Source organism: Paraburkholderia sp. RL17-368-BIF-A, assembly GCF_046054045.1.
GTDB lineage: Bacteria > Pseudomonadota > Gammaproteobacteria > Burkholderiales > Burkholderiaceae > Paraburkholderia > Paraburkholderia graminis.
In genome coordinates, this window is the sequence record NZ_JARESN010000017.1 from 81,851 (window position 1) to 103,580 (window position 21,730).

The 21,730-nt window shown below is 62.7% G+C and carries 18 protein-coding genes; 11 read left to right on the forward strand and 7 right to left on the reverse strand.

Going from position 1 to position 21,730, the window contains the following annotated elements:
* Positions 1 to 8: 8 nt before the first annotated feature.
* Positions 9 to 3,203 (reverse strand): efflux RND transporter permease subunit, encoded by a 3,195-nt coding sequence (locus P0D87_RS25165; protein ID WP_053857783.1) that lies wholly within the window; start codon positions 3,201 to 3,203, stop codon positions 9 to 11.
* A 345-nt stretch (positions 3,204 to 3,548) separates the two neighbouring features.
* Between P0D87_RS25165 and P0D87_RS25170 the strand changes: the two genes are divergently transcribed.
* Positions 3,549 to 3,911, forward strand: a complete 363-nt coding sequence (locus P0D87_RS25170) for a DUF4148 domain-containing protein (protein WP_053857784.1) — start codon at positions 3,549 to 3,551, stop codon at positions 3,909 to 3,911.
* Between the two features lie 59 nt (positions 3,912 to 3,970).
* On the opposite strand, the gene P0D87_RS25175 is transcribed toward P0D87_RS25170, so the two are convergent.
* The 6 genes from P0D87_RS25175 to P0D87_RS25200 form a co-directional block, all read right to left on the reverse strand.
* Entirely contained in the window at positions 3,971 to 4,798 is an 828-nt protein-coding gene (locus P0D87_RS25175) for an ABC transporter permease (protein WP_006048286.1), read from the reverse strand.
* 61 nt (positions 4,799 to 4,859) lie between these two features.
* Positions 4,860 to 6,113, reverse strand: a complete 1,254-nt coding sequence (locus tag P0D87_RS25180) for an ABC transporter permease (protein ID WP_053857785.1) — start codon at positions 6,111 to 6,113, stop codon at positions 4,860 to 4,862.
* A 42-nt stretch (positions 6,114 to 6,155) separates the two neighbouring features.
* Positions 6,156 to 7,202, reverse strand: coding sequence for an ABC transporter substrate-binding protein (locus P0D87_RS25185; protein WP_006048284.1), 1,047 nt, complete (start codon positions 7,200 to 7,202; stop codon positions 6,156 to 6,158).
* 1 nt (position 7,203) lies between these two features.
* A complete protein-coding gene (locus P0D87_RS25190) occupies positions 7,204 to 8,385 on the reverse strand; it encodes an ABC transporter ATP-binding protein (RefSeq protein ID WP_053858984.1) in 1,182 nt (393 codons plus the stop codon).
* 32 nt (positions 8,386 to 8,417) lie between these two features.
* Positions 8,418 to 9,578 carry an SRPBCC family protein gene (locus tag P0D87_RS25195; protein ID WP_006048281.1) on the reverse strand — a complete coding sequence of 387 codons (1,161 nt, stop codon included), beginning with the start codon at positions 9,576 to 9,578 and terminating at the stop codon, positions 8,418 to 8,420.
* Between the two features lie 183 nt (positions 9,579 to 9,761).
* Positions 9,762 to 10,688: a LysR family transcriptional regulator gene (locus P0D87_RS25200; protein WP_029969870.1), complete on the reverse strand. Its 927-nt coding sequence runs from the start codon at positions 10,686 to 10,688 to the stop codon at positions 9,762 to 9,764.
* Positions 10,689 to 10,857: 169 nt separating this feature from the next.
* Here P0D87_RS25200 and P0D87_RS25205 point away from each other — a divergent pair, with 169 nt between their 5' ends.
* The 10 genes from P0D87_RS25205 to P0D87_RS25250 all read left to right on the forward strand — a co-directional run bounded on the left by P0D87_RS25205 (position 10,858) and on the right by P0D87_RS25250 (position 21,717).
* Complete coding sequence (locus tag P0D87_RS25205) at positions 10,858 to 12,216, forward strand: flavin-containing monooxygenase (protein ID WP_053857786.1); 1,359 nt, start codon at positions 10,858 to 10,860, stop codon at positions 12,214 to 12,216.
* A 65-nt stretch (positions 12,217 to 12,281) separates the two neighbouring features.
* Positions 12,282 to 12,719 (forward strand): RidA family protein, encoded by a 438-nt coding sequence (locus P0D87_RS25210; RefSeq protein ID WP_006048278.1) that lies wholly within the window; start codon positions 12,282 to 12,284, stop codon positions 12,717 to 12,719.
* Positions 12,720 to 12,729: 10 nt separating this feature from the next.
* A complete protein-coding gene (locus tag P0D87_RS25215; protein ID WP_053857787.1) occupies positions 12,730 to 13,407 on the forward strand; it encodes a DUF1028 domain-containing protein in 678 nt (225 codons plus the stop codon).
* Positions 13,400 to 14,560, forward strand: coding sequence for an acetylornithine deacetylase (gene argE, locus P0D87_RS25220; RefSeq protein WP_053857788.1), 1,161 nt, complete (start codon positions 13,400 to 13,402; stop codon positions 14,558 to 14,560). Before P0D87_RS25215 ends, argE begins: the two co-directional genes overlap by 8 nt.
* 9 nt (positions 14,561 to 14,569) lie before the next feature.
* On the forward strand, positions 14,570 to 16,018 hold the full coding sequence (locus tag P0D87_RS25225) for a purine-cytosine permease family protein (RefSeq protein ID WP_053857789.1): 1,449 nt from the start codon (positions 14,570 to 14,572) through the stop codon (positions 16,016 to 16,018).
* Between the two features lie 115 nt (positions 16,019 to 16,133).
* Positions 16,134 to 16,880 carry a GntR family transcriptional regulator gene (locus tag P0D87_RS25230; RefSeq protein ID WP_053857790.1) on the forward strand — a complete coding sequence of 249 codons (747 nt, stop codon included), beginning with the start codon at positions 16,134 to 16,136 and terminating at the stop codon, positions 16,878 to 16,880.
* Between the two features lie 138 nt (positions 16,881 to 17,018).
* Complete coding sequence (locus tag P0D87_RS25235; RefSeq protein WP_053857791.1) at positions 17,019 to 18,629, forward strand: gamma-glutamyltransferase family protein; 1,611 nt, start codon at positions 17,019 to 17,021, stop codon at positions 18,627 to 18,629.
* A gap of 107 nt (positions 18,630 to 18,736) precedes the next feature.
* Complete coding sequence (gene oxlT / locus P0D87_RS25240) at positions 18,737 to 20,032, forward strand: oxalate/formate MFS antiporter (protein ID WP_053857792.1); 1,296 nt, start codon at positions 18,737 to 18,739, stop codon at positions 20,030 to 20,032.
* A gap of 54 nt (positions 20,033 to 20,086) precedes the next feature.
* On the forward strand, positions 20,087 to 20,863 hold the full coding sequence (locus P0D87_RS25245) for an ABC transporter ATP-binding protein (protein WP_006048271.1): 777 nt from the start codon (positions 20,087 to 20,089) through the stop codon (positions 20,861 to 20,863).
* Positions 20,860 to 21,717 carry an ABC transporter permease gene (locus tag P0D87_RS25250; protein WP_006048270.1) on the forward strand — a complete coding sequence of 286 codons (858 nt, stop codon included), beginning with the start codon at positions 20,860 to 20,862 and terminating at the stop codon, positions 21,715 to 21,717. Before P0D87_RS25245 ends, P0D87_RS25250 begins: the two co-directional genes overlap by 4 nt.
* The last annotated feature ends 13 nt before the right edge of the window (positions 21,718 to 21,730 follow it).

Here is a 21,730-nt window from a genome sequence, read left to right on the forward strand (position 1 = left end):
GCGGTTCCTTATTGAGCGTGTGGTGTCAGCGACGCATCGGCGGCACGGTGCGCGCGGCGCTTGGCGAGCCACGCATGCACCATCCCGAACACGACGGGAACGAACATGAGCGTGGACAGCGTGCCGATCGCGAGGCCGCCGATCACCGCACGTCCGAGCGGCGCGTTCTGTTCGCCGCCGTCGCCGAGACCGAGCGCCATCGGCAGCATGCCGATCAGCATCGCGAGCGCCGTCATCAACACAGGACGAAAGCGGTTGAAGCCCGCATCGAGCGCGGCCGCAAGCGGCTCCATGCCGTTTTGCAACGACTCGCGCGCGGTGTTGATCACCAGAATGCTGTTCGCCGTCGCGATGCCGATACAAAGAATGGTTCCTGTCAGCGCGGGTACGCTCAAGGTCGTGTGCGTCGCGAACAGCATCCATGCAATGCCGGCCAGGGACCCAGGCAGACCGCTGATGATGATCAACGGATCGAGCCACGACTGAAAATTCACGACCATCAGCAGATAAACGAGCGCGATCGCGAACACGAGTCCTGCGCCGAGGCCCGCGAACGATTCGTTCATCGACTGCACCTGGCCGCGGATCACGATGGACGAGCCGGGCGGCAATTGCGCGCGCGCTTCATCGACGAGCTTCGTGACGTCCGCAGCGACGCCGCCGAGATCACGTCCTTGCGTCGACGCGAAAATGTCGAGCACCGGTTGCACGTTGTAGTGCGAGACGACGGCCTGTTGCGAGCCGCGCGACATCGTGCCGAGCGTGCCGAGCTGGTTTTGCGGATCGACGCCGATCTGATTCGTCGTCAACGGAATGTTCGACAGCGTTTGCAGCGAATGAATGTCGTATTGCGGCACTTCGGCCAGCAGCGGATAGCTGACGCCGTTCTTCGGGTCGAGCCAGAAGTTCGGCGTGGTCTGCGAACTGCCGGACAGCGCGATCAACAGGTTCTGCGCGACATCGCGCTGCGTGAGGCCCGCCTGCATCGCTTTCGTGCGATCCACGTCGACGTTGATGGCCGGCGCGTCGCCGGGCTGCTGGATACGCGCGTCGACGAGTCCGCGCACGCCGCGCAGTTGCGCCAACAGATGGTCGGCGACGACACGATTCGCCGCGAGCTTGTTGCCGACAATCTGCACGTCGATCGGCGCGGGCAAACCGAAGTTCAGAATCTGGCTGACGATGTCGGCGGGCAGGAACGCGAATGTCACGCCGGGAAAGGCCGTGTTCAGTACGTCGCGCAGTTGCGCGACATATTGCGCGGTGGGTTTGTGATCCGGCTTCAGCGTGACCATGATGTCCGCGTCTTCGGAGCCGATCGGGTCCGACGAGTCGTACGTCAGGTTGATGCCGCTCACCGGCACGCCGATGTTGTCGAGCACGGCAGCCTGCTGCGACTGCGGAATCACGGTTCGAATCTTTGCTTCGACCTCATCGGTCAGGCGCGCGGTTTCCTCGATGCGCGTGCCTGTCGGCGCACGCAGATGCAGACGGATTTCTCCGGTATCGACAGCGGGAAAAAAGTCACGTCCCGCGAATGGAATCAGCGCGAGCGAAGCGAGACAGAGCGCGAGATAAATAGGGAGAAAGCGGCGGCGGTTTGCGATCGCGCGTTGCAGCACGGAGCGATAGCGATTGCGCAGCGCTTCAAAGCGCTGCTCGAAGCGCACTTGAAAACGGGCAAACACGTTCTTGCGGCGCTGCGCGGAATCACCTGCTTTCGAAGGCGCGCGCATCAGATACATGGCAAGCGTCGGGATCAGCGTGCGCGAGAAAAAGTACGACGCGCACATCGCGAAGACGACGGCCTCGGCCATCGGCACGAACAGGTAACGGGCGACACCGGATAACAGAAACATCGGCACGAACACGATGCAGATCGACAGCGTCGACACGAACGTGGGCACCGCGATTTCGCCGGAGCCGTTCAGAATCGCGTCATGCAGCGGCGCGCCCTTTTCAAGGTGATGCGTGATGTTTTCGATCGCGACGGTTGCGTCGTCGACGAGAATGCCGACCGCGAGCGCGAGTCCGCCGAGCGTCATGATGTTGATGGTTTGCCCGAGCGCGGCCAGTGCGATCAGCGACGTCAATACCGCGAGCGGAATCGACACGGCGATGATGAGCGTCGCGCGCCAGCTGCCGAGAAACAGCAGGATCATCGCGGCTGTGAGACACGCGGCGATCAGACCTTCGCGCACAACGCCGGAAATCGCGGCCTTCACGAATACCGACTGATCGGACAGCGGCACGATGTTCAAGGCCTTCGGCAGACCCGCGGCGATCCTGGGCAGCATCGCCTTGACCTGCTGGATGATCGTCAGCGTCGACGCGCTTCCGGTTTTTTCGACTTGCAGCAAGGCGGCACGCTTGCCGTCGCTGCGCACCATGTTGGTTTGCGGCGCATAGCCGTCGATCACATGCGCGACGTCGCGCACATACACGACGCCGCCTTTTACCGTCTTGATCGGCAGATCGTTGAGCTTCGCGACCGTGTCGGTGCTGCCGTTCATCTCGACGTTATATTCGCGCGAGCCGATCTTCGCTGTGCCGCCCGGCAGTATCAGGTTCTGCGCGTTGACTGCGTTGACCACGTCGATCGGTGCGAGTCCTTTTGCCTGTAGCGCTCGCGGATCGAGTTCGACCATGATCTGGCGAATCTTGCCGCCGAATGGCAGCGGCACCGCGGCGCCCTGAACCGTGGCGAGTTGTGTGCGGATGAAACTGTTGCCGAGGTCATAAAGAGACTGCTCTGGCAGCGTATCGCTGGAAAGGCCAAGCTGCAGCACTGGCACCGTCGATGCGTTGTACGTGATGATGTTCGGCGGCAACGTGCCGGGCGGCAGCACGCGCAGAATCGACGCCGAGTTCGACGCTGCTTCCGCGATCGCGCGATTGATGTCGGCGCCAGGGTGAAAGAAGATCTTCACGACCGACACGCCGTTCAACGACTGCGATTCGATGTGCTCGATGTCGTCCACGTCGGAAGTCAGCGCGCGCTCGTAGTTCGACGTGATTCGACGCGCCATGTCTTCGGCGGAGAAGCCGTTATACGACCAGACAATGCTGACGACGGGAATGTCGATGTTCGGAAAGATGTCCGTGGGCGTGCGAATGATCGCAAGCGGCCCGAGTATAAATAGCAGCACGGCCAGAACAATGAAGGTGTACGGCCGCTGCAGCGCGAGTCTGACGATCCACATAACGTTTTCCTGGACGATGGCGGTCGGAATGCCCTGTGCGAAAGCGACGCAAACGGGGCTTCGTAATGGGAGGCAGTGTGCCGGGCAGGCACTTACTCGCGAGTGACGGACACATTACAAGTCCGTCATCTATGCAGATGAGAGCGCCGTAACGGATGGATCGGCGTTGGGATAACCGTATGAACCCGATAAAGGGCTAAAGATGACAAGCATGTAATGCGGGAGTCACCATTGAGTCAGCAGCGGTTGCGCAGAATGCAACCACTCCTTCACGACTAGCGGTGAAGGTTTCAAAGGCTCCGTTTCTCGTGAACGCAGCCGCTACTCAACGATAGGTGAACCATCATGAAAGCACTTCTGAACGCTGTCCTCGTCTCCTGCGCATTGGCCGCACCCGCTCTTGCATTTGCGCAAACCACCAATGGTCCCGTCACACGCGCCGAAGTGCGGGCCGATCTCACGCGTGTCGAACAGGCAGGCTACCAGCCAGTCGCTTCGGATGCGTCGTATCCTGCCGACATTCAGGCTGCCGATGCGAAAGTGGCCGCAGCGGATTCGGCGCTCAGCATGACGTCGAAGGGCGGCGTTGCAATGGAGGGCTCGTCGCAGTCGGGCGCGACGACCGCGCGCGCTTCATCGGGCCATTCGTCGGACCATTCGTCGGGCCATTCATCGGGCAACGGCAAGTCGATCTTCTTCGGCCATTGATGGCGGCGGGGCGCAGCTGACCTGCGGTATCGCGTGTCATGCTGAAAAGGAAAGCTGCATCACGAGAGCCCTTCGCCGGCTGCGGCATGACGCCCGCGCAACCAGCCGATACTCGCGAGCAGCAGCACGGCGAACACGATCAGCATGGTCGCGACCGCGAGAATCGACGGGTCGATGGAATCGCGAATGCCGCTCCACATGCGCCGGGGCACTGTCGTTTGATCCGGGCCGCCGATGAACAGAATGACGATCACTTCATCGAACGAGGTCGCGAAAGCGAACACGCTGCCGGTCGCAACCGCCGGCGTGATGAGCGGCAAGGTCACGCGTCTGAACGCGACCCAGGGGCGCGCGCCGAGCCCGGAAGCCGCGCGCAACAGGCTGTGATCGAACGAAAGCAATGAGGCGGTCACCGTGATCACGACGAATGGCGTGCCGAGCGCCGCATGCGCGAGCACCACGCCTGGATATGAATTCACCAGGCCGAGCGGCGCGAAGATCAGATAGAAGCCGGCGGCGACAACCACGATAGGCACGATCATCGGCGAGATGATGAGCGGCATGATCAGCGAGCGCAGTGGAAACTGCGCGCGCGAAAGACCGAGCGCCGCGAGCGTGCCGAGACAGGTGGCAATCAGCGTGGAAGCCGCGCCGATGCCGATGCTGTTAAGCAGCGCCCGCTGCCAGTCCGGGCTTGTCAGCGCCTGCTCGTACCAGCGCAGCGAGAAGCCCTGCATCGGATACGAGAAGTACGAACCGGAATTGAACGAGAGCGGAATGATCGCGAGAATCGGCGCGACGAGAAAGAGCAGCACGAGCGCGGTATGCACCCGTACCCAGCGCGCGGCGATGCGTTCGGTCAGCATCTTGTTGCGTTGATCTTGCATGTCGTTCCTTCGTCGTGTGCCTGTTTTTTCGATCGACTCGTCGATTGTTCGACTCATCGACTCAACCGAAGCGCAGGCGGTCGATACCGACAATGCGGTTGAACAGGAAATAAAAGATCGCCGTGAAGATCACGAGATAAGCCGACAGCGCACCGGCAAGGCCCCAGTTCAACTGCGTATTGGTCTGCATCGCGATGAGCTGACTGATCATCTCGTCGCCCGCGCCGCCGAGCAGCGCCGGCGTGATGTAGTAGCCGAGCGCAAGCACGAACACGAGGAAGCAGCCGGCGCCGACGCCCGGCAGCGTCTGCGGCACATAGATCCGCATGAACGCGGTGAACGGATGCGCGCCGAGCGATTGCGCCGCTCGCATATACACCGGCGACACGCCCTTCATCACGGAGTAAATCGCGAGGATCAGGTAAGGCAGCAGCACATGCGTCATGCCAATGAGGACACCCGTGCGATTGAAGATGAGCGGCAGCGGATGCGTCGCGAGCCCGAGACTCATCACCAGGCTATTGATCACGCCGCCCGGTTGGAGCAACACATACCACGCGGTCGTGCGCACAAGCAGCGAAGTCCAGAACGGCACGATCACGAACAGCATCAGCCGGTTGCTGCTTTTCTCGGGCAGATTCGCGAGCAGCCACGCGACCGGATAACCGAGCACGAGACATAGCAGCGTGACCGTCGCGCTGATCGAAACCGTTCGCACGAACGCCGCCCGATAGACGGACGCATTGTCCGGCACGAACGCGACGGCGCCTTGCGGCGTCACCTGCGCATCGACGGCGGCGAGCAGATAGTCGGGCGTCGGCGACGCGGCGGCTCGCTTCAGCAAACGCCACGTCTCCGGCGAATTCCAGCGTTCGTCAAGTTCGACGAGCGCGGGCTTCCACGCGGGCGGGGCGTCCGTTGGCAGTTGCCGGGCGGTGCGCATCAACAGGCTGCGAAACTCGGGCATCGAGAAGTTCAGCCGCCGCGCGACGGTGCCGATCTGTCCGCTTTGCCGCGCCTCGGCGAGCCCCGCGGCGAGCAGCGCGAACATGTGTTCGTCCGGCACGCCGTTACCGTCCCACGCATTCAGCGCACGCGTGAGCGCGGGCATGCTGTCGGGCACTTCGCGATTCTGAACGCTGCGTGCAAGCAGCAGCGTGATCGGCGCGATGAACGTCGACAGCAGAAAGACGAGCAGCGGCAACGCAAGCAGCAGCGCCTGCATGGATGCGCGGCGGCGCGCCTTGTTAAACGACGCGCGGCCGTCGCCTTTCGTCGGAGAGCCTGGGGCCGTGGCTCGGGCGGCAGTGGGCATGCTGGTGGTCACGTTGGGCTCTCGTCGGACGATGCGATGGTGTTACTGCGTCAGCCACACCTGGAAGCGCTTGTTGATCTGGTCGGCGTTGTCGGCCCAGAAGTTCGCGTTGATCTGCAATGCGCGCTTGAAGTTATCGGGCGCGGTCGGCAGATCGGCAAGACGCTGCTTGTCGACGAGCGCGATCGCGTCCTTGCGCGGCGGCGCATACGCGATGTACTTCGACAGGTCCGCATAGGCCTTCGGCTGCGAAGCCGACGCGATGAACTTTGCCGCCAGATCCGCATGCTTCGCGCCGGTCGGAACGCCCCACCAGTCGAAGTCGTAAACCTGCGCGTCCCACACGGTCTTGAAGGGCTTGTTGTCCTTCTGCGCGGCATCGGAAATGCGGCCGTTGTAGGCCTGCGTCATCACGACCGCGCCGTCCGCGAGCAACTGCGGCGCCTGCGCGCCCGACTCCCACCACACAATGTTCTTCTTGATGGTGTCGAGCTTCTTGAACGCACGGTCGACGCCCGCGGGCGTGGCCAGCACCTTGTACACATCTTTCGGCGCGACGCCGTCCGCGATCAACGCCCATTCCATCGATACCTTCGGCGACTTGCGCAGGCCGCGCTTGCCCGGGAATTTCTGCAGATCGAAGAAGTCGTTGACCGTGCTCGGCGCGGTCTTCATCTTGCTCGCGTCGTACGCATAGACCGTGGACCACACCATGCTCGCGACCGCGCAATCGCTGATCGAGCCGGGGATGAAGTCGCTCGTCTTGCCGATCGTCTTCTTGTCGAACTTCTGCAGCAGGCCTTCGTCGCAGGCGGTGATCGCGTCGTTGGTCTCGAGGTCGATCAGGTCCCACGTGGTGTTCTTCGCCTGCTCCATCGCGGAGAGTTTCGCGAGACCGCCGTCATACGATTCGGTCGAGAAGCCGACGCCCGTCGCCTGCGTGAACGGCTCGAAATAGGCTTTCTTCGCCGCTGCTTCGTACGCGCCGCCGAAGGTCACGACGGAGAGCGTCTCCGCTGCCTGCGTGGTCACGGTGGCGAACGCGAGTACGGCGAGTGCGGCGCATTGTGCTTTGATGATAGTGCGCATGTCAGTTGGCTCCTGCTGGTGCGGTCGTGATGATGGAAGGGGAGGGCGGTGTGGATACGTGAATCGCCGGCGCGCTGCTGCGCGCGCTCATCGCGAGAATCTTGCAGTCGTCATGGCGCCAGGCGACGTCGATCTCGCTGCCGGGTGTCGGCAACGCGTGACGCTGCGTATTGGGCACTTTCACGACGATCGAATCGCGCGAGCCGAGCGTCAGATGTACGCGATGGTGATCGCCGCAATACACCAGTTCATCGACGCGCGCGCGCACGACGTTGTCATGTCCGGTCGGCTGCGTGCCTTCGGCGCCCGGAATATGCGCGCGTTCGGGGCGCAGCGCGAGCATCGCTTCGTCGCCGGCGTGCAGGCCGTTTTCGCAACGGCCGCGAATCATGCTGCCGTTCGACAATGCAAGCGTGGCCCAGCCTTCGTGCGCATTCACGACGCGCCCGGTCAAGCCATTGTTCTCGCCGACGAAGTTTGCGACGAACGCGTTCTGCGCGTTCTCATACAGTTCGCTCGGTGTGGCGGCCTGCTGGATGCGTCCATCGGAGAACACGGCGACGCGGTCGGACATGGTTAGCGCCTCGGCCTGATCGTGCGTCACGTAGACGATCGTGAGCGACAGCTCGCGATGCAGCCGCATGATTTCGTATTGCATGGTTTCGCGCAGGCGCTTGTCGAGTGCGCCGAGCGGCTCGTCCATCAGCACCACGCTCGGCTCGAACACGAGTGCGCGTGCAAGCGCGACGCGCTGCTGCTGCCCGCCGGAAAGCTGCGCCGGACGACGGTTCGCCAGATGCGGCAATTCGATCATCTCGAGCGCGCGCTTCACGCGCGCCTTCTGCTCCGCGCGGCCTACGTGCCGCACGGAAAGCGGAAATGCGACGTTCTCCGCAATCGTCAGATGCGGAAACAGCGCGTAGTTCTGAAACACCATGCCGATGTCGCGTTGATGCGGCGGCTTGTCGTCGAGCCGGCGGCCGTCGAGACGAATCTCGCCGTGAGTGGGCGACTCGAAGCCCGCCAGCATCATCAGCGTGGTCGTCTTGCCCGACCCCGAAGGCCCGAGCAGCGACACGAATTCTCCCTTGCTCACGTCGAGATTCAGGTCGTCCACGACAAGCTGAACGCCGTCATACGTTTTGCTCACGCGCGAGAGCGAGATGAAGGAAGGGTTTGACATCGTGATCGCGTCCTGTCTTTGTTGCGTCGTCATCAAGGTGCGAGCTTCGCCGCGGCGATCCGGCCGGCGAGGTAGCGCGCGAAGTCATAGTTGGGGCGCTCGAGATGGCTCAGGTGGCCCGGCTTCGCGAGCGGCGCATGCACGCCGCGAAAGACCGCTTCGACGCCGCGTTTGTCTTCCGCATTGACTTCGTCGAGCAGTTTTTTCAGCGTGCTCATGTGCGCGTTCGCTTCGGGGTCCGCGATGAACTCCGGCGCGAGGCCGCCGCCGAAGCGGATATGCACGCGCCCCACGCCTTGCGGTTGCAGCACGAGATACCAGAAGTAACCGGGCGTCAGCGTGACGAGGTGCGTCGGGTAGATCGCGAGCAGCGCCGTCGTCTTGCGCCAATGTCCGGTGAGACGCGTGTTGTCCGGATGCGCGTTGCCGATGGGCAAGGACGCTTCCTTGGTGATCCAGTGATAGTTGAAAGCGGGACTGCCGGGCGGGCACTCCATTTCGTCCAGCCGCGAATGCGGACCCACCGTCGCGCGATGCAGCATCGGCAGGTGATAACTCTCCATGAAGTTTTCCGCGAGGATCTTCCAGTTCGTGTCCCACACGTGCTCTTCATGGAAGGTTTCGATGTAGTCCGACATGCCGTATGCGCCGATCAGCTCGTTCAGGCCGGCGAGTTGCGTGTGCACGGGCGGCGCGTTGGCATCGAGCGTTACATAGAGCCAGCCTTGCCATTCCTCGCAACGCACGGACGGAAGCCGGTAGCTCTCCTTGCAGAAGCCCTGTTGCCGGTCCATTAGCGGTGCGCCTTGCAGCGCGCCGTCGAGCGAATAATTCCACGCGTGATAAGGGCAGACGATTCGGCGCACATTGCCGCGTCCTTCGAGCAGCACCGACATGCGGTGCAGGCACACATTCGACATCGCCTTGAGCTGCATCTGATCGTCGCGCAATACGACGACAGGTTGTGCGCCAAGACGCGCCGTCAGGTAATCGCCTGGCGCTTTGAGCGAACTCGCGCGGCCGACGCATTGCCATTCGCGCTGGAAGATCGCGCGCTCTTCAAGCGCGAGAAATTCGGGCGACGTGTAGACGCCGGGCGGCATCGAATGCGCATCGCCGAAGGGCCTTTCGCAACCGGCTTGCAGGTCGTCGACCAGCGCTTGCACTGCGATCGTCGTTGCCGGGTCGGTCATGGTGTTCCCCTCGGTTTGTCACGATAAGAGCGCGCCGGTGCGGGTTCCGGCGGTGTTGCGCTCGACATGGACATCAATCTATCAAGCCAATTTACAAGCCGAAATATTGTTTTCAGATACAAAGCAAAGGTTTTGACTATGCAGCGCGCGCCGTACTGGAAGGCGGCGATTGCGTGCTTCAAATCATGCGTCGATGTGCAGCCGGCGAATGTAGTTTTCGCAGAACGATGCGAAGCGATGCACGACCTGGCGCGGCTTCATCGTGCGCGATTGCGCGATGCCGAGCATGGTTGCGTTGACGTTGTCCTTGAAGCGCTTGATGACAAACTCTTCGCCATCCACGGTGCGATTCGATTTGAGCGGAAAGTTGAGCAGGCTGTAGCCAAGACCGTTGGCCACCATGCCGCGCACCACTTCCGGCTGCGACGAGCGGAACGCGGGCACCGGGCGGCTGCCCACCGCGTCGAAGAGGGCGGCGAAATACTCGCGGCTGTGCGGCAGATCGAGCATCACATAGGGTTCGGGCAGCAGGTCGGCGAGCGACACCTTGCGTGCGCGTGCAAGACGATGCGTCCGCGGCAGGATCGCGTAGGGCGGCAGCGAGAGCAGCGGCGTGAAGGCGATGTCTTCGGTCAGATCCAGGCTATAGGTGAGGGCGATATCGAGCGAACCGTCGTGCAGTCCCCGCAAGAGCCCGTCCTGATGCGCCTCCACCGTGCGAAACGAAATGCCCGCATGCTCGCCGGTAAAGCGGCTGATAAGCCCCGGCATGAGCGGCGGCGCAAGCGACACGAGACAGCCGAGCGCGATGGCGCCGGTCATGCCGCCGTCCATTTCCTTCGCGGTGGTTTGCAGTTCTTCCGCGATCTTCAGAAGATTGCGCGCTTGCCCGAGCAGGTCGCGCCCCGCTTGCGTGAGCGACAAACCGCTCGCGTGATGCCGTATGAAAAGTTGCACGCCGAACGACACTTCCAGGTCCGCGAGCGCCGTCGAGATCGACGGCTGCGAGATGTGCAGACGCTTCGCGGCCGCCGTGAAAGACAGCGCTTCCGCCGTGACGACGAAGTAGCGCAACTGGCGCAATGAGTAGCGCAACGGGTGACTCTCCATCGACAACACTCCCTCTCTTCAAGGTTCTCAATCGTCCAATTGTGAGGTCGTCAAAAAGTGCTGCATAGGGAAAACCGATGCGCTGCATTTTTTTAATATGTTTTTCAGATTCTGATCCGACGAGTAGATTTTCACGAAAGTATTTCGGCCTCTTCAGAAGGACACAGTCATGACAGTGGAAACAACGTCAATCGATACGCTGGTGGTCGGCGCCGGCCAGGCCGGCGTCGCGATGAGCGAACATCTGAGCAAGCTCGGCGTGCCGCACCTCGTGCTTGAACGTGCGCGTATCGCCGAGCGCTGGCGCACGGGGCGCTGGGATTCGCTGGTTGCCAACGGTCCCGCGTGGCACGATCGTTTCCCTAATATGGAGTTCGCCGACGTCGACCCCGACGCGTTCGCGGGCAAGGAGCAGGTCGCGGACTATTTCGTTGCATATGCAAAGAAGTTCGACGCGCCGATCCGCACCGGCGTCGAAGTGAAGCAGGTCGTGCGCAATGCGGGGCGGCCTGGCTTCACCGTGGAAACGTCGGACGGAACCATTCAGGCCAATCGCGTGGTGGTCGCCACCGGCCCGTTTCAGCGCCCCGTCATTCCGCCGATTGCGCCGCAAGACGCTGCGCTCACGCAGATTCATTCCGCCGACTATCGCAATCCCGCGCAATTGCCTGAAGGCGGCGTGCTGGTGGTGGGCGCGGGATCGTCGGGCGTGCAGATCGCGGACGAATTGCAGCGTGCGGGCCGGCGCGTCTATTTGTCGGTCGGCGCGCATGATCGTCCGCCGCGCGCCTATCGCGGCCGCGACTTCTGCTGGTGGCTGGGCGTGCTCGGCGAATGGGACGCCGAAGTGATGAAGCCCGGCCGGGAACACGTCACGATTGCGGTGAGCGGATCGCGCGGCGGTCATACCGTCGACTTCCGGCGTCTCGCGCATCAGGGCGTCACACTGGTTGGTCTGACGAAGTCGTTCAACGACGGCGTCGTGACCTTCGAAGACGATCTCGCAGCAAACATCAGACGTGGCGACGAAAACTATCTGTCGCTGCTCGACGCCGCCGACGCGTACGCCGAGCGCAACGGTCTCGATCTTCCGCAAGAACCGGAGGCGCGCATCATTCCGGCCGACCCGGAGTGCGTCACGCATCCGCTGCACGATCTGGCTCTGGCTGAAGCGGGCGTCACGTCGATTGTGTGGGCGACCGGCTATGCAGTGGACTTCAATTGGCTGAAGGTCAACGCGTTCGATGAAAAGGGCAAGCCGACGCATCAGCGCGGCGTATCGAAAGAGCCGGGCATCTATTTTCTCGGCTTGCCGTGGTTGTCGCGCCGCGGCTCGGCGTTTATCTGGGGCGTGTGGCACGACGCGAAGCACATTGCCGATCACATCGCCACGCAGCGCAAATATCTGGCGTATTACGATGGGCCGCAACCTCAGGCTTCGATCGGCAACGCGGATGATGCGGATAGTTCGAACGATGCATCCGCCGCTTCACGCGTCCATAAAGTCAGCGAGATCGGCGTGAGCTGATCGCTACGCCAACGCCGACCCGCGATCCATTTCTCCCTGCATTTCCAGCATTCAAAGGTGCATTGATGAGCCAACCGACGCATACCCGTATCCGCATGTTCAACACGAAGGACACGTATCCGAACCAGACGCTCGATAACGATCTTTGCCAGGCTGTGCGCGCCGGCAACACCGTCTATGTGCGCGGCCAGGTCGGCACGGATTTCGAAGGGCGCCTCGTCGGACTCGGCGATCCGCGCGCGCAAGCCGAGCAGGCGATGAAGAACCTCAAGCAATTGCTGGAAGAAGCCGGCAGCGATCTCTCTCACGTCGTCAAGACGACGACGTATCTAACCGACGTCCGCTATCGCGAGCCGGTTTATCAGGAAGTCGGGAAGTGGCTCAAAGGCGTGTTTCCCATTTCGACAGGCCTCGTCGTGGTCGCGTTGGGGCAACCGCAATGGCTGATGGAAATCGACGTCATCGCCGTGATTCCGGATGGATGGACGCGGCCGCAAGCGTAAGGAGCGGGACATGACATTCTCTATTGTCGGACGTTGTCAGCAAACGGGGCAACTCGGTATCGCGATCAGTTCTTCGAGCATCGCGGTAGGCGCGCGCTGCCCGTGGGTGCGGGCCGGCGTCGGCGCGGTGGCGACGCAGAACGTCACGCTGCCCGCGCTCGGCCCGCAGGTTCTCGATCTTCTCGCGAGCGGACAATTCGATCCCGCCGCCGCGCTCGACCGCGCGCTCGGCGCGAGCGAGTGGAGCGAATACCGGCAGGTGACGGTGGTCGATAGCCAGGGCCGCGTCGCATTCTTCAGCGGCAAGGAAGCGTTGGGCACGTATCACGCCGTCGCGGGAATGCAATGCGTCGCCGCGGGCAACATGCTCGCCGGCGTCGACGTGATTGAGGCGATGGTCCCGGCGTTCGAGCAGACCTCCGGCGCGCTTGCCGACAGATTGCTCGCCGCGATGCGTGCTGCGATGGCCGCCGGCGGCGAGGCGGGGCCCGTGCATTCGGCGGCGCTCAAGATAGTGGGCGACGTGAGCTGGCCGATGGTCGACTTGCGTGTCGATTGGGCCGACGACGATCCTATCGGTCAACTCGACGGTTTGTGGCGCGCATATCGACCGCAAATGCAGGACTACCTGACGCGGGCGTTGAACCCGACCGCCGCGCCGAGCTACGGAGTGCCCGGCAATGAATGACAGATCCAGCCGCGCGCTGCTCGCCGAGCTGATCGGCTTTGACACGGTCAGCCGCGAATCGAATCTGGACATGATCGAGTTCGTTCGACAATACCTCGCTGAACTCGGCGTCGAAAGCGAGCTTTTCTACAACACCGAGCGCACCAAGGCCAATCTGTTCGCGACCATCGGACCGCGCGAGCGAGGCGGCATCGTGCTGTCCGGCCACACTGACGTCGTACCCGTGGAAGGCCAGGCGTGGACCGTGGAGGCCTTCCGTCTCACCGAGCGCGATGGACGGCTGTATGGTCGCGGCACGGCCGACATGAAGGGTTTTATCGCGTCGGTACTGGCGGCAGTGCCCACGTTTCTCGAACGCGAATTGACGCTGCCCGTACACCTCGCCTTTTCGTACGACGAGGAAGTCGGATGCCTCGGCGTGCGGCCGATGCTCGCGGAACTCGAACGGCGTACGCCCAAGCCGGCCTTGTGTTTGATCGGTGAGCCAACGGAACTCAAGCCCGTGCTCGGCCATAAAGGCAAGCTCGCAATGCGCTGCCATGTAAAGGGCGCACCGTGCCATTCGGCGTATGCGCCCTACGGCGTCAATGCCATTCAGTACGCGGCGCGCATGATCGGCCGTCTCGAGGAAATTGGCGAACAACTGGCGCAGCCCGAGCATCACGACGAGCGCTTTGATCCGCCGTTTTCAACCGTGCAGACAGGCGTGATCAAAGGCGGCCGCGCGCTGAACATCGTGCCGGCGGAGTGCGAATTCGATTTCGAAGTGCGCGCGCTGCCGGGCTTCAATGCTCACCAGGTAGCCGACGAATTGCAGACCTACGCCGAAGGCGAACTGCTGCCGAAAATGCGTGCCGTGAAGTCAGACGCGGACATCCGCTTTCATTCGCTGTCCGCTTATCCGGGCCTCGCTACTTCGCCCGATAGCGAAGCGGCGCGTCTTCTCGCATTGATTAGCGGATCGAACGAATTCGGCACGGTCGCGTTCGGCACCGAAGGCGGACTTTTCGACGAGGCGGGCATTCCGACCGTGGTCTGCGGACCCGGCAGCATGGACCAGGGACACAAGCCCGATGAATTCATCACGAGCGAGCAACTGAGCGCCTGCGACGCAATGTTGACCCGCCTCGCGGACCATCTTTCCGCCGCTTAGGAGACAAACTTGAATACTTCGCAAGCGAACGCATCACCGTTGATTGAAAAGCACACCATTGGTTATGTGCCGCCTGAAGAACGTCATGGCAAGGTGCGCGATCTCTTCACGCTATGGTTCGGCGGCAACATTGCTCCGTTGCCGATCGTGACCGGCGCGCTCGGCGTGCAGATATTCCACTTGAACCTGGTGTGGGGCATCGTGGCGATTATCGTCGGCCAGGCGGTGGGCGGCGTGCTGATGGCGCTGCATTCCGCGCAAGGTCCGCAAATGGGCATTCCGCAGATGATCCAGAGCCGCGCGCAATTCGGTTCATGGGGCGCGCTGCTCGTCACTGTGATTGCAGGCGTGATGTACGTCGGCTTCTTCGCATCCAATATCGTGCTTGCCGGAAAGTCCCTGCATGGCATTGAAGCCGGCGTGCCGGTGCCCATCGGCATTGTGATTGGCGCGGTGGGTTCGGGGCTGATCGGAATCATCGGCTATCGGTTCATTCATATCCTGAACCGCATTGGAACGTGGGTGCTCGGCGTCGGCATTGTTATCGGTTTCGGCTATATCTTCACGCATATTTCGACCGTCGACTTTCTGACTCGCGGCGGATTCAATTTCGCCGGCTGGCTCGCGACTGTGTCGCTATCGGCTCTTTGGCAAATTGCTTTTGCTCCGTACGTGTCCGACTATTCGCGCTATTTGCCGGCGAACGTGCGAGTCGCGTCGACGTTCTGGGCGACCTACCTCGGCTGCACGATCGGCTCGACGCTCGCGTTTGCATTCGGCGCGGTAGCGGTGCTCGCGGTGCCGCCCGGCGTCGACGCAATGGACGCGGTCAGGCAGGCCACCGGCCCGCTCGGCTTGCCGATGCTCGTGCTGTTCCTGTTGAGCGTGATCAGCCACAACGCACTCAATCTGTACGGCGCCGTGCTGGCTACGATTACGTCGATGCAGACGTTTGCCTATCGCTGGGTTCCCACGGCGAAGGCGCGCGCGGTGTTGTCCATTGTGATTCTGCTTGGATGCTGCTACGGCGCGATTGGCGCTTCGACGAACTTCGTCGGCAACCTGGTCGACCTCGTGCTCGCGCTGCTGGTCGTGCTGGTGCCGTGGACGGCAATCAACCTGATCGACTTCTATGTCATTCACAAAGGCAAATACGACATTCAGTCGATCTTCCAGGTGGACGGCGGCATCTACGGCCGCTTCAATCCGCAGGCGCTGATTGCGTACGCGGTCGGCATCGTCGTGCAGATTCCGTTCATGAATACGCCGATGTATGCGGGCCCGGTGCCGAAGTACCTGGACGGCGCGGATCTGTCCTGGCTGATCGGTTTGTTGCTGACGTCGCCGCTGTATTATTGGCTCGCTTCGCGCGACAGCCACTATCGGCGCAGACAGGCGGGCGCGAGTGTCGTGCGTCGAACGGCGCCGACGATGAGCGTATCCAAAGCCGATTCGTAAGATCTACTGGAGCATGACGATCACGCCGGCGCCCGATTTTATTTTCTATTGACGAATCTTTCCCCGCTGACCGATAGTCGGGGCCCAAAAGATCCGTTAATTCCAGGCTCCGTGCGTGAACGACACAACCCGCTCTTCCTCATCGCGCGCTGACCACGTCTACTACAGCGTGCGCGACGATATCTTCGAGATGCGTCTGTTGCCGGGCGACCGGCTCACGGAAGGCAGCATCGCCGAACGCTTCGGCGTATCGCGCACACCCGCGCGTGAGGCGCTGCAGCGTCTGCAAAGCGACGGCCTGATGCGCGGCTATGTGCGTGGCGGCTGGGAAGTCGTGCCGATCGATCTCAAGCGCTTCGAAGACCTGTACGAGATGCGCAAGCTGATCGAAACCTTCGCGGTGGGCCGGCTGGTTGCCGCCGATTCGTCGTTGTCGGACAGCGTGCAGCAAGTGCTCGATCGGCTCGATGCAATCTGGAAAGTGCCTCATGCACAGCGTATCCGCGACGGACGCGAGATGGTCGCGCTCGACGAAGCCTTCCATCAGGCGCTTGTGACCGCCGCCGACAACGCGGAACTGAGCGCCGCGATGCAGCGCGTAACGGATCGTATCCGCGTGATGCGGCGGCTCGATCTCGTCTATGGCGACTGCATCGACGAAACTTACGACGAACACATTGCGATTCTCGACGCGATCCGCAATCGCGAGACCGAGCAGAGCGTCGCGTTGGTCGGCCGTCATATAGAAGGCAGCCGCTCGGAAGTGCGCGGCCTGACCGCCGAACGCCTGCAACATGCGCGCACCGCAATGGAGCCGCACGGCGCTCCGTATGCACCACCCAGGTCGCGCCGCACTACCTAGGGTCATCACCTAGTCATCACCTACTGAGCGCCGATTCGCCGGAAGCCTTATGTAGCGGACGTTTCACTCAGCGGCGCTTATTGGCATGGTTCTCGCATATCTGATCTGCATGTATACAAGCAAATCTGCCGGGAAAACATGTCGTCCGAACAACTGAATTCAACGCGCGCGACTCGCGGCATGGCGGTCGCGCCGCACGCGCTCGCCGCCCAAAGCGCGCTCGCGGTCCTGCGCGACGGCGGCAACGCGGTCGAGGCGATGATCTGCGCCGCCGCGACGATCGCCGTGGTCTATCCGCACATGAACAGCATCGGCGGCGACGGTTTCTGGCTGATCTCGCGCCCAGGCGCGGCGCCGGTCGCGATCGAGGCGTGCGGTGCGGCGGCGCTTGCCGCGACCATCGACGAATACCGTTCGCGCGGGCTCGCAGCGATTCCGACGCGCGGACCGCTCGCGGCCAATACCGTGGCAGGCACCGTGTCGGGTTGGCAACTCGCGCATCGCTGGTCGGCGGACACGCTCGGCGGCAAGATGCCGATCAAGCGTCTGCTCGAAGACGCGATCCATTACGCGCGACACGGCGTGCCGGTCACGCGCAGCCAGTCGCAGTGCGTCGCGAGCCGGCTCGATGAATTGCGTCCGGTTGCCGGCTTCGCCGAAACGTTTTTGCATGGCGAGCGCGTGCCGGCCACCGGTGAGCTGTTCATTGCGCCGCGCCTTGCCGCGACCTTGCAGCATCTCGCCGATGCCGGCCTCGACGATTTTTATCGCGGCGATCTCGCCCGCAGCATGGCGGGCGATCTGCAATCGGCCGGCTCGCTGCTCACGCTCGCGGATCTCGAACGGCACGAGGCGCGGTTTCGTACGCCGCTTGCGCTCAAGCACTCGCTCGGAACGATCTACAACATGCCGCCGCCCACGCAAGGGCTCGTGTCGCTGCTGATTCTCGGCATGCTCGACCGCGTGCTGACGAACGACATGGACCCGCTCGGTCCCGAGTTCGTGCATGCGTGCGTCGAGGCGACCAAGCTGGCCTTCGCCGTGCGCGACACCGCGATCACCGATCCGGACCACATGCGCGCCGATCCGCGCGCGTTTCTCGAACCCACCGCGCTCGACGCAATGGCCGCGCGCATCTCGCCGACGCAGGCCGCGCCGTGGGGCGCCGGCCGCGGGCCGGGCGACACGGTGTGGCTCGGCGTCACCGATAACAACGGCGTGTCGGTGAGCTTCATCCAGAGCATTTATCACGAGTTCGGCAGCGGCATCGTGCTGCCAGAATCGGGCGTCAACTGGCAGAACCGCGGCTGCAGTTTCTCGCTCGACGAAGGCGCGCTCAATCCGCTGATGCCGTTGCGCAGACCTTTCCATACGTTGAACCCGGCGCTCGCGCGTTTCGACGACGGCCGCACGATGGTCTACGGAAATATGGGCGGCGACGGTCAGCCGCAATCGCAGAGCGCGGTGTTCTCCCGCATCGCCAACTTCGGCTGGAATCCGCAGGCCGCGATCGACGCGCCGCGCTGGCTGCTCGGCCGCACATGGGGCCAGTCGACTGACACGCTCAAGCTGGAGGCGCGCTTCGCACCGGGCACCGTGGCGCGGCTTCAAGCGCTGGGCCACGAGGTCGAGACGATGCAGCCTTACGACGAAGCAATGGGACATGCCGGCGCAATCGTTCGGTATCCCAATGGATTGATCGAAGCGGGCCACGATCCGCGCAGTGACGGCGCCGCCGCGGGCTGGTAAGCCTACAGGCGTTTTTTCAATCGAACCGCAGGTCCGGCCTATCGGCCCGGAGGACGCTGCACGTCCGCCGATTACCGGCGGGCATTCGCTCAGTAACCGGAGTCACGATGAACACACGCTCTCAACCCATGACATCCGCGGAAATCGGGAACGTCTCGACGTCCGCCGCGCACAACCGCTGGCTACAGCTTGGACTCGGTCTCGTCTGCATGATGGCGATCTCGAGCCCGCAATACGTCTGGACGCTGATGACCAAACCGCTCGCCGCGAAACTGGGCGTTGCGCTGCCCGAACTGCAGGTGACGTTCTCGCTGCTCATCATTCTGCAAACTTTCTTCTCGCCGTTCCAGGGCAAGCTGATCGACCGCTTCGGTCCGCGTGTGCTGATCTCCATCGGCACGGTGATGTCGGGTTTGAGCTGGGTGCTCGCTTCGCAGGTGCACAGCGCGCCGATGCTTTACCTGACGTATGGCGTGGTCGGCGGATTGGGAACCGGCATCGTCTATGTCGGCGTGGTGGGTCTGATGGTGCGCTGGTTCCCGAAGCAGCGCGGCTTCGCGGCGGGCGCGGTGGCGGCCGGCTACGGCATGGGCGCGATCGTCACGACGTTTCCGATTGCGACGTCGTTGCAGGCTCGCGGCATCGACGCCACGTTGTGGATGTTCGGCATTGCGTTCGCGCTGGTCGGCTTGCTGGCCTCGCAAGGGTTGCGCGTGCCGCCTTCGCACGAAAGCGTCGCTGCGAGCGCAGCCGGCTCCGGCGTTTCGGCGGTCGCGAATCTGCGTCCGTCGCAAACGCTGAAGACGCCCGTCTTCTGGCTGATGTTCGCGATGATGACGATGATGTCCACCTCGGGCCTGATGGTCACCTCGCAAATGGCCACCTTCGCCGCCGACTTCGGCGTGACCCAGGTGCTTGTATTCGGCATGGCGGCGCTGCCGCTCGCGCTGACCATCGACCGCTTCACGAACGGCCTCACGCGGCCGCTGTTCGGCTGGGTGTCCGACAAGCTGGGCCGCGAAAACACGATGTTCATCGCATTCGCGCTCGAAGGCGTCGCGATGGCGCTGTGGCTTTTCACGCGCGATAACGCGGTGCTGTTCGTGCTGCTGTCGGGCGTGGTGTTCTTCGGCTGGGGCGAGATTTTTTCGCTGTTCCCGTCGACGCTGACCGACACCTTCGGCACCCGTCATGCCACCGAGAACTACGGCTGGCTGTACATCTCGCAGGGCATCGGCTCGATCTTCGGCGGGCCGCTCGCGGCACTGATGCATCAACACGCGGGAAGCTGGGTGCCGGTGTTCTCGACGGCGATCACGCTCGACATCGTGACCGCGCTGCTCGCGATTGCCGTGCTCAAACCGATGCGCCGCCGTTTTCTTGCCGCGCCGCAGGGTGTGTGACGCGACGGCCGCGGCTTCTGCCGACGCACCATGAATCGTGATCGAGGAGCATGCATGTCAGTTCAACTCGCGTTACGCAATATCCGTAAATCGTTTTCGAACAAACTGGGTTCGGTCGACGTACTCGGCGGTCTCACGTTCGACATCCACGAACGCGATTTCGTCAGCATCATCGGACCGTCGGGCTGCGGCAAGACGACGGTGTTCAATGTGATCGCCGGGCTGCTCGAGGCGGACAGCGGCGAGATCGTCTATCGAGGGCAAGCCGTGGACGGATTGCGCGGCAAGGTCGGCTACATGATGCAGCGCGATTTGTTGTTGCCGTGGCGCACCGTGCTGCAAAACGTGCTGATCGGCCCCGAGCTTTCCGGCATGCCGGCGGCCGAAGCGCATGAAATGGCGATGGAGTATCTCAACACGTATGGCCTTGCCGGCTTCGAGAACGCTTATCCGCGCATGTTGTCGGGCGGCATGCGCCAACGCGTGGCGTTGATCCGCACGCTGATCAACGATCCCGACATCATTCTGCTCGATGAGCCGTTCTCGGCGCTCGACTATCAAACGCGCCTGTATCTGGAGGGCGTGCTGATGGAAGCGGTCGAGACGTTCCACAAGACCGTGGTGCTGGTCACGCACGATATCGACGAAGCCGTCGCGTTGTCCAAGCGCGTGGTCGTGCTCGGCGGGCGGCCTTCGCAGGTGAAGAAGGTCTACGACATCGACATTGCCGCGCGTTCGCCGATCGGCGCGCGCAGCGATCCGAACTTCGCGGGCTATTTCCACGCGTTGTGCGGCGAACTGGACATCCAGACCGAGGTGAGGGCGGCATGACGCAATCCGTTTCCATCGATAAAAGCGCTGCGGCGCGGCGCGCGCCCCGCGCACGCGCGCGGCGGCTCGTGCTCGACAGCGGCTGGGGCCGCTCGCTGCTGCAACTCGCGGCGGTGGTCGCTTTCTTCGCGATCTGGGAAGGGGCGGCGCGCCTTGGCTGGGTCTCGAACTTTCTGGTCGGCTCGCCAGCGAAAATTTTCGACGCGCTGCTGCGCGACATCCGCTCTTATCAGTTGTTCGTCGACACGGGCTATACGCTCTTCGAAGCCATTCTTGGCTTCGTGTTCGGCACGGCGGTCGGCTCCGTGTGCGGGCTCGCGCTCTGGTACTCGCCGTTCGTCGCGCGGCTGATCGAGCCGTTCATCGTCGCGATCAATAGCGTGCCGAAGATCGCGTTCGCGCCCATCGTGATCTTGTGGTTCGGCACCGGTCTGATATCGAAAGTCGCGCTGGCGATTTCGCTGACTGCGATCGTCGCATTGATTGCGGCCTACGAGGCCGCCAAAGACGCCGACCCCGATCTGCAGGCGCTGCTCGTCACGCTCGGCGCCGACAAGAACGACGTGTTCATGAAAGTCGTCGTGCCGTTCACGCTGCCGTATGTGATCTCCACGTTTCGCATCAACGTCGGCTTCGGTCTGGTCGGCGCCGTGGTGGGGGAATTCATTTCGTCGGAGAAAGGGCTCGGGCACATGATCTTCACCGCGTCGAGCCTGTACGACCTCAACACCGTATGGGAAGGGCTCTTCGTGCTGATGGCGATCGGCTTCGTGCTGTACTTCCTGATCGATCTCGTCGAGCGCAAGTTGCTGCCCTGGCGGCAGGCGTCGAATACGAGCACGCTGAAGGTTTAAACGCATTCCCGCA

What these genes read in the sequence shown, in the direction of transcription:
- P0D87_RS25165 (WP_053857783.1), bottom strand. Translation starts at nt 3,203, where the DNA reads ATGTGGATCGTCAGACTCGCGCTGCAGCGGCCGTACACCTTCATTGTT.
- P0D87_RS25170 (WP_053857784.1), top strand. Translation starts at nt 3,549, where the DNA reads ATGAAAGCACTTCTGAACGCTGTCCTCGTCTCCTGCGCATTGGCCGCA.
- P0D87_RS25175 (WP_006048286.1), bottom strand. Translation starts at nt 4,798, where the DNA reads ATGCAAGATCAACGCAACAAGATGCTGACCGAACGCATCGCCGCGCGC.
- P0D87_RS25180 (WP_053857785.1), bottom strand. Translation starts at nt 6,113, where the DNA reads ATGCCCACTGCCGCCCGAGCCACGGCCCCAGGCTCTCCGACGAAAGGC.
- P0D87_RS25185 (WP_006048284.1), bottom strand. Translation starts at nt 7,202, where the DNA reads ATGCGCACTATCATCAAAGCACAATGCGCCGCACTCGCCGTACTCGCG.
- P0D87_RS25190 (WP_053858984.1), bottom strand. Translation starts at nt 8,385, where the DNA reads ATGTCAAACCCTTCCTTCATCTCGCTCTCGCGCGTGAGCAAAACGTAT.
- P0D87_RS25195 (WP_006048281.1), bottom strand. Translation starts at nt 9,578, where the DNA reads ATGACCGACCCGGCAACGACGATCGCAGTGCAAGCGCTGGTCGACGAC.
- P0D87_RS25200 (WP_029969870.1), bottom strand. Translation starts at nt 10,688, where the DNA reads ATGGAGAGTCACCCGTTGCGCTACTCATTGCGCCAGTTGCGCTACTTC.
- P0D87_RS25205 (WP_053857786.1), top strand. Translation starts at nt 10,858, where the DNA reads ATGACAGTGGAAACAACGTCAATCGATACGCTGGTGGTCGGCGCCGGC.
- P0D87_RS25210 (WP_006048278.1), top strand. Translation starts at nt 12,282, where the DNA reads ATGAGCCAACCGACGCATACCCGTATCCGCATGTTCAACACGAAGGAC.
- P0D87_RS25215 (WP_053857787.1), top strand. Translation starts at nt 12,730, where the DNA reads ATGACATTCTCTATTGTCGGACGTTGTCAGCAAACGGGGCAACTCGGT.
- argE (WP_053857788.1), top strand. Translation starts at nt 13,400, where the DNA reads ATGAATGACAGATCCAGCCGCGCGCTGCTCGCCGAGCTGATCGGCTTT.
- P0D87_RS25235 (WP_053857791.1), top strand. Translation starts at nt 17,019, where the DNA reads ATGTCGTCCGAACAACTGAATTCAACGCGCGCGACTCGCGGCATGGCG.
- oxlT (WP_053857792.1), top strand. Translation starts at nt 18,737, where the DNA reads ATGAACACACGCTCTCAACCCATGACATCCGCGGAAATCGGGAACGTC.
- P0D87_RS25245 (WP_006048271.1), top strand. Translation starts at nt 20,087, where the DNA reads ATGTCAGTTCAACTCGCGTTACGCAATATCCGTAAATCGTTTTCGAAC.
- P0D87_RS25250 (WP_006048270.1), top strand. Translation starts at nt 20,860, where the DNA reads ATGACGCAATCCGTTTCCATCGATAAAAGCGCTGCGGCGCGGCGCGCG.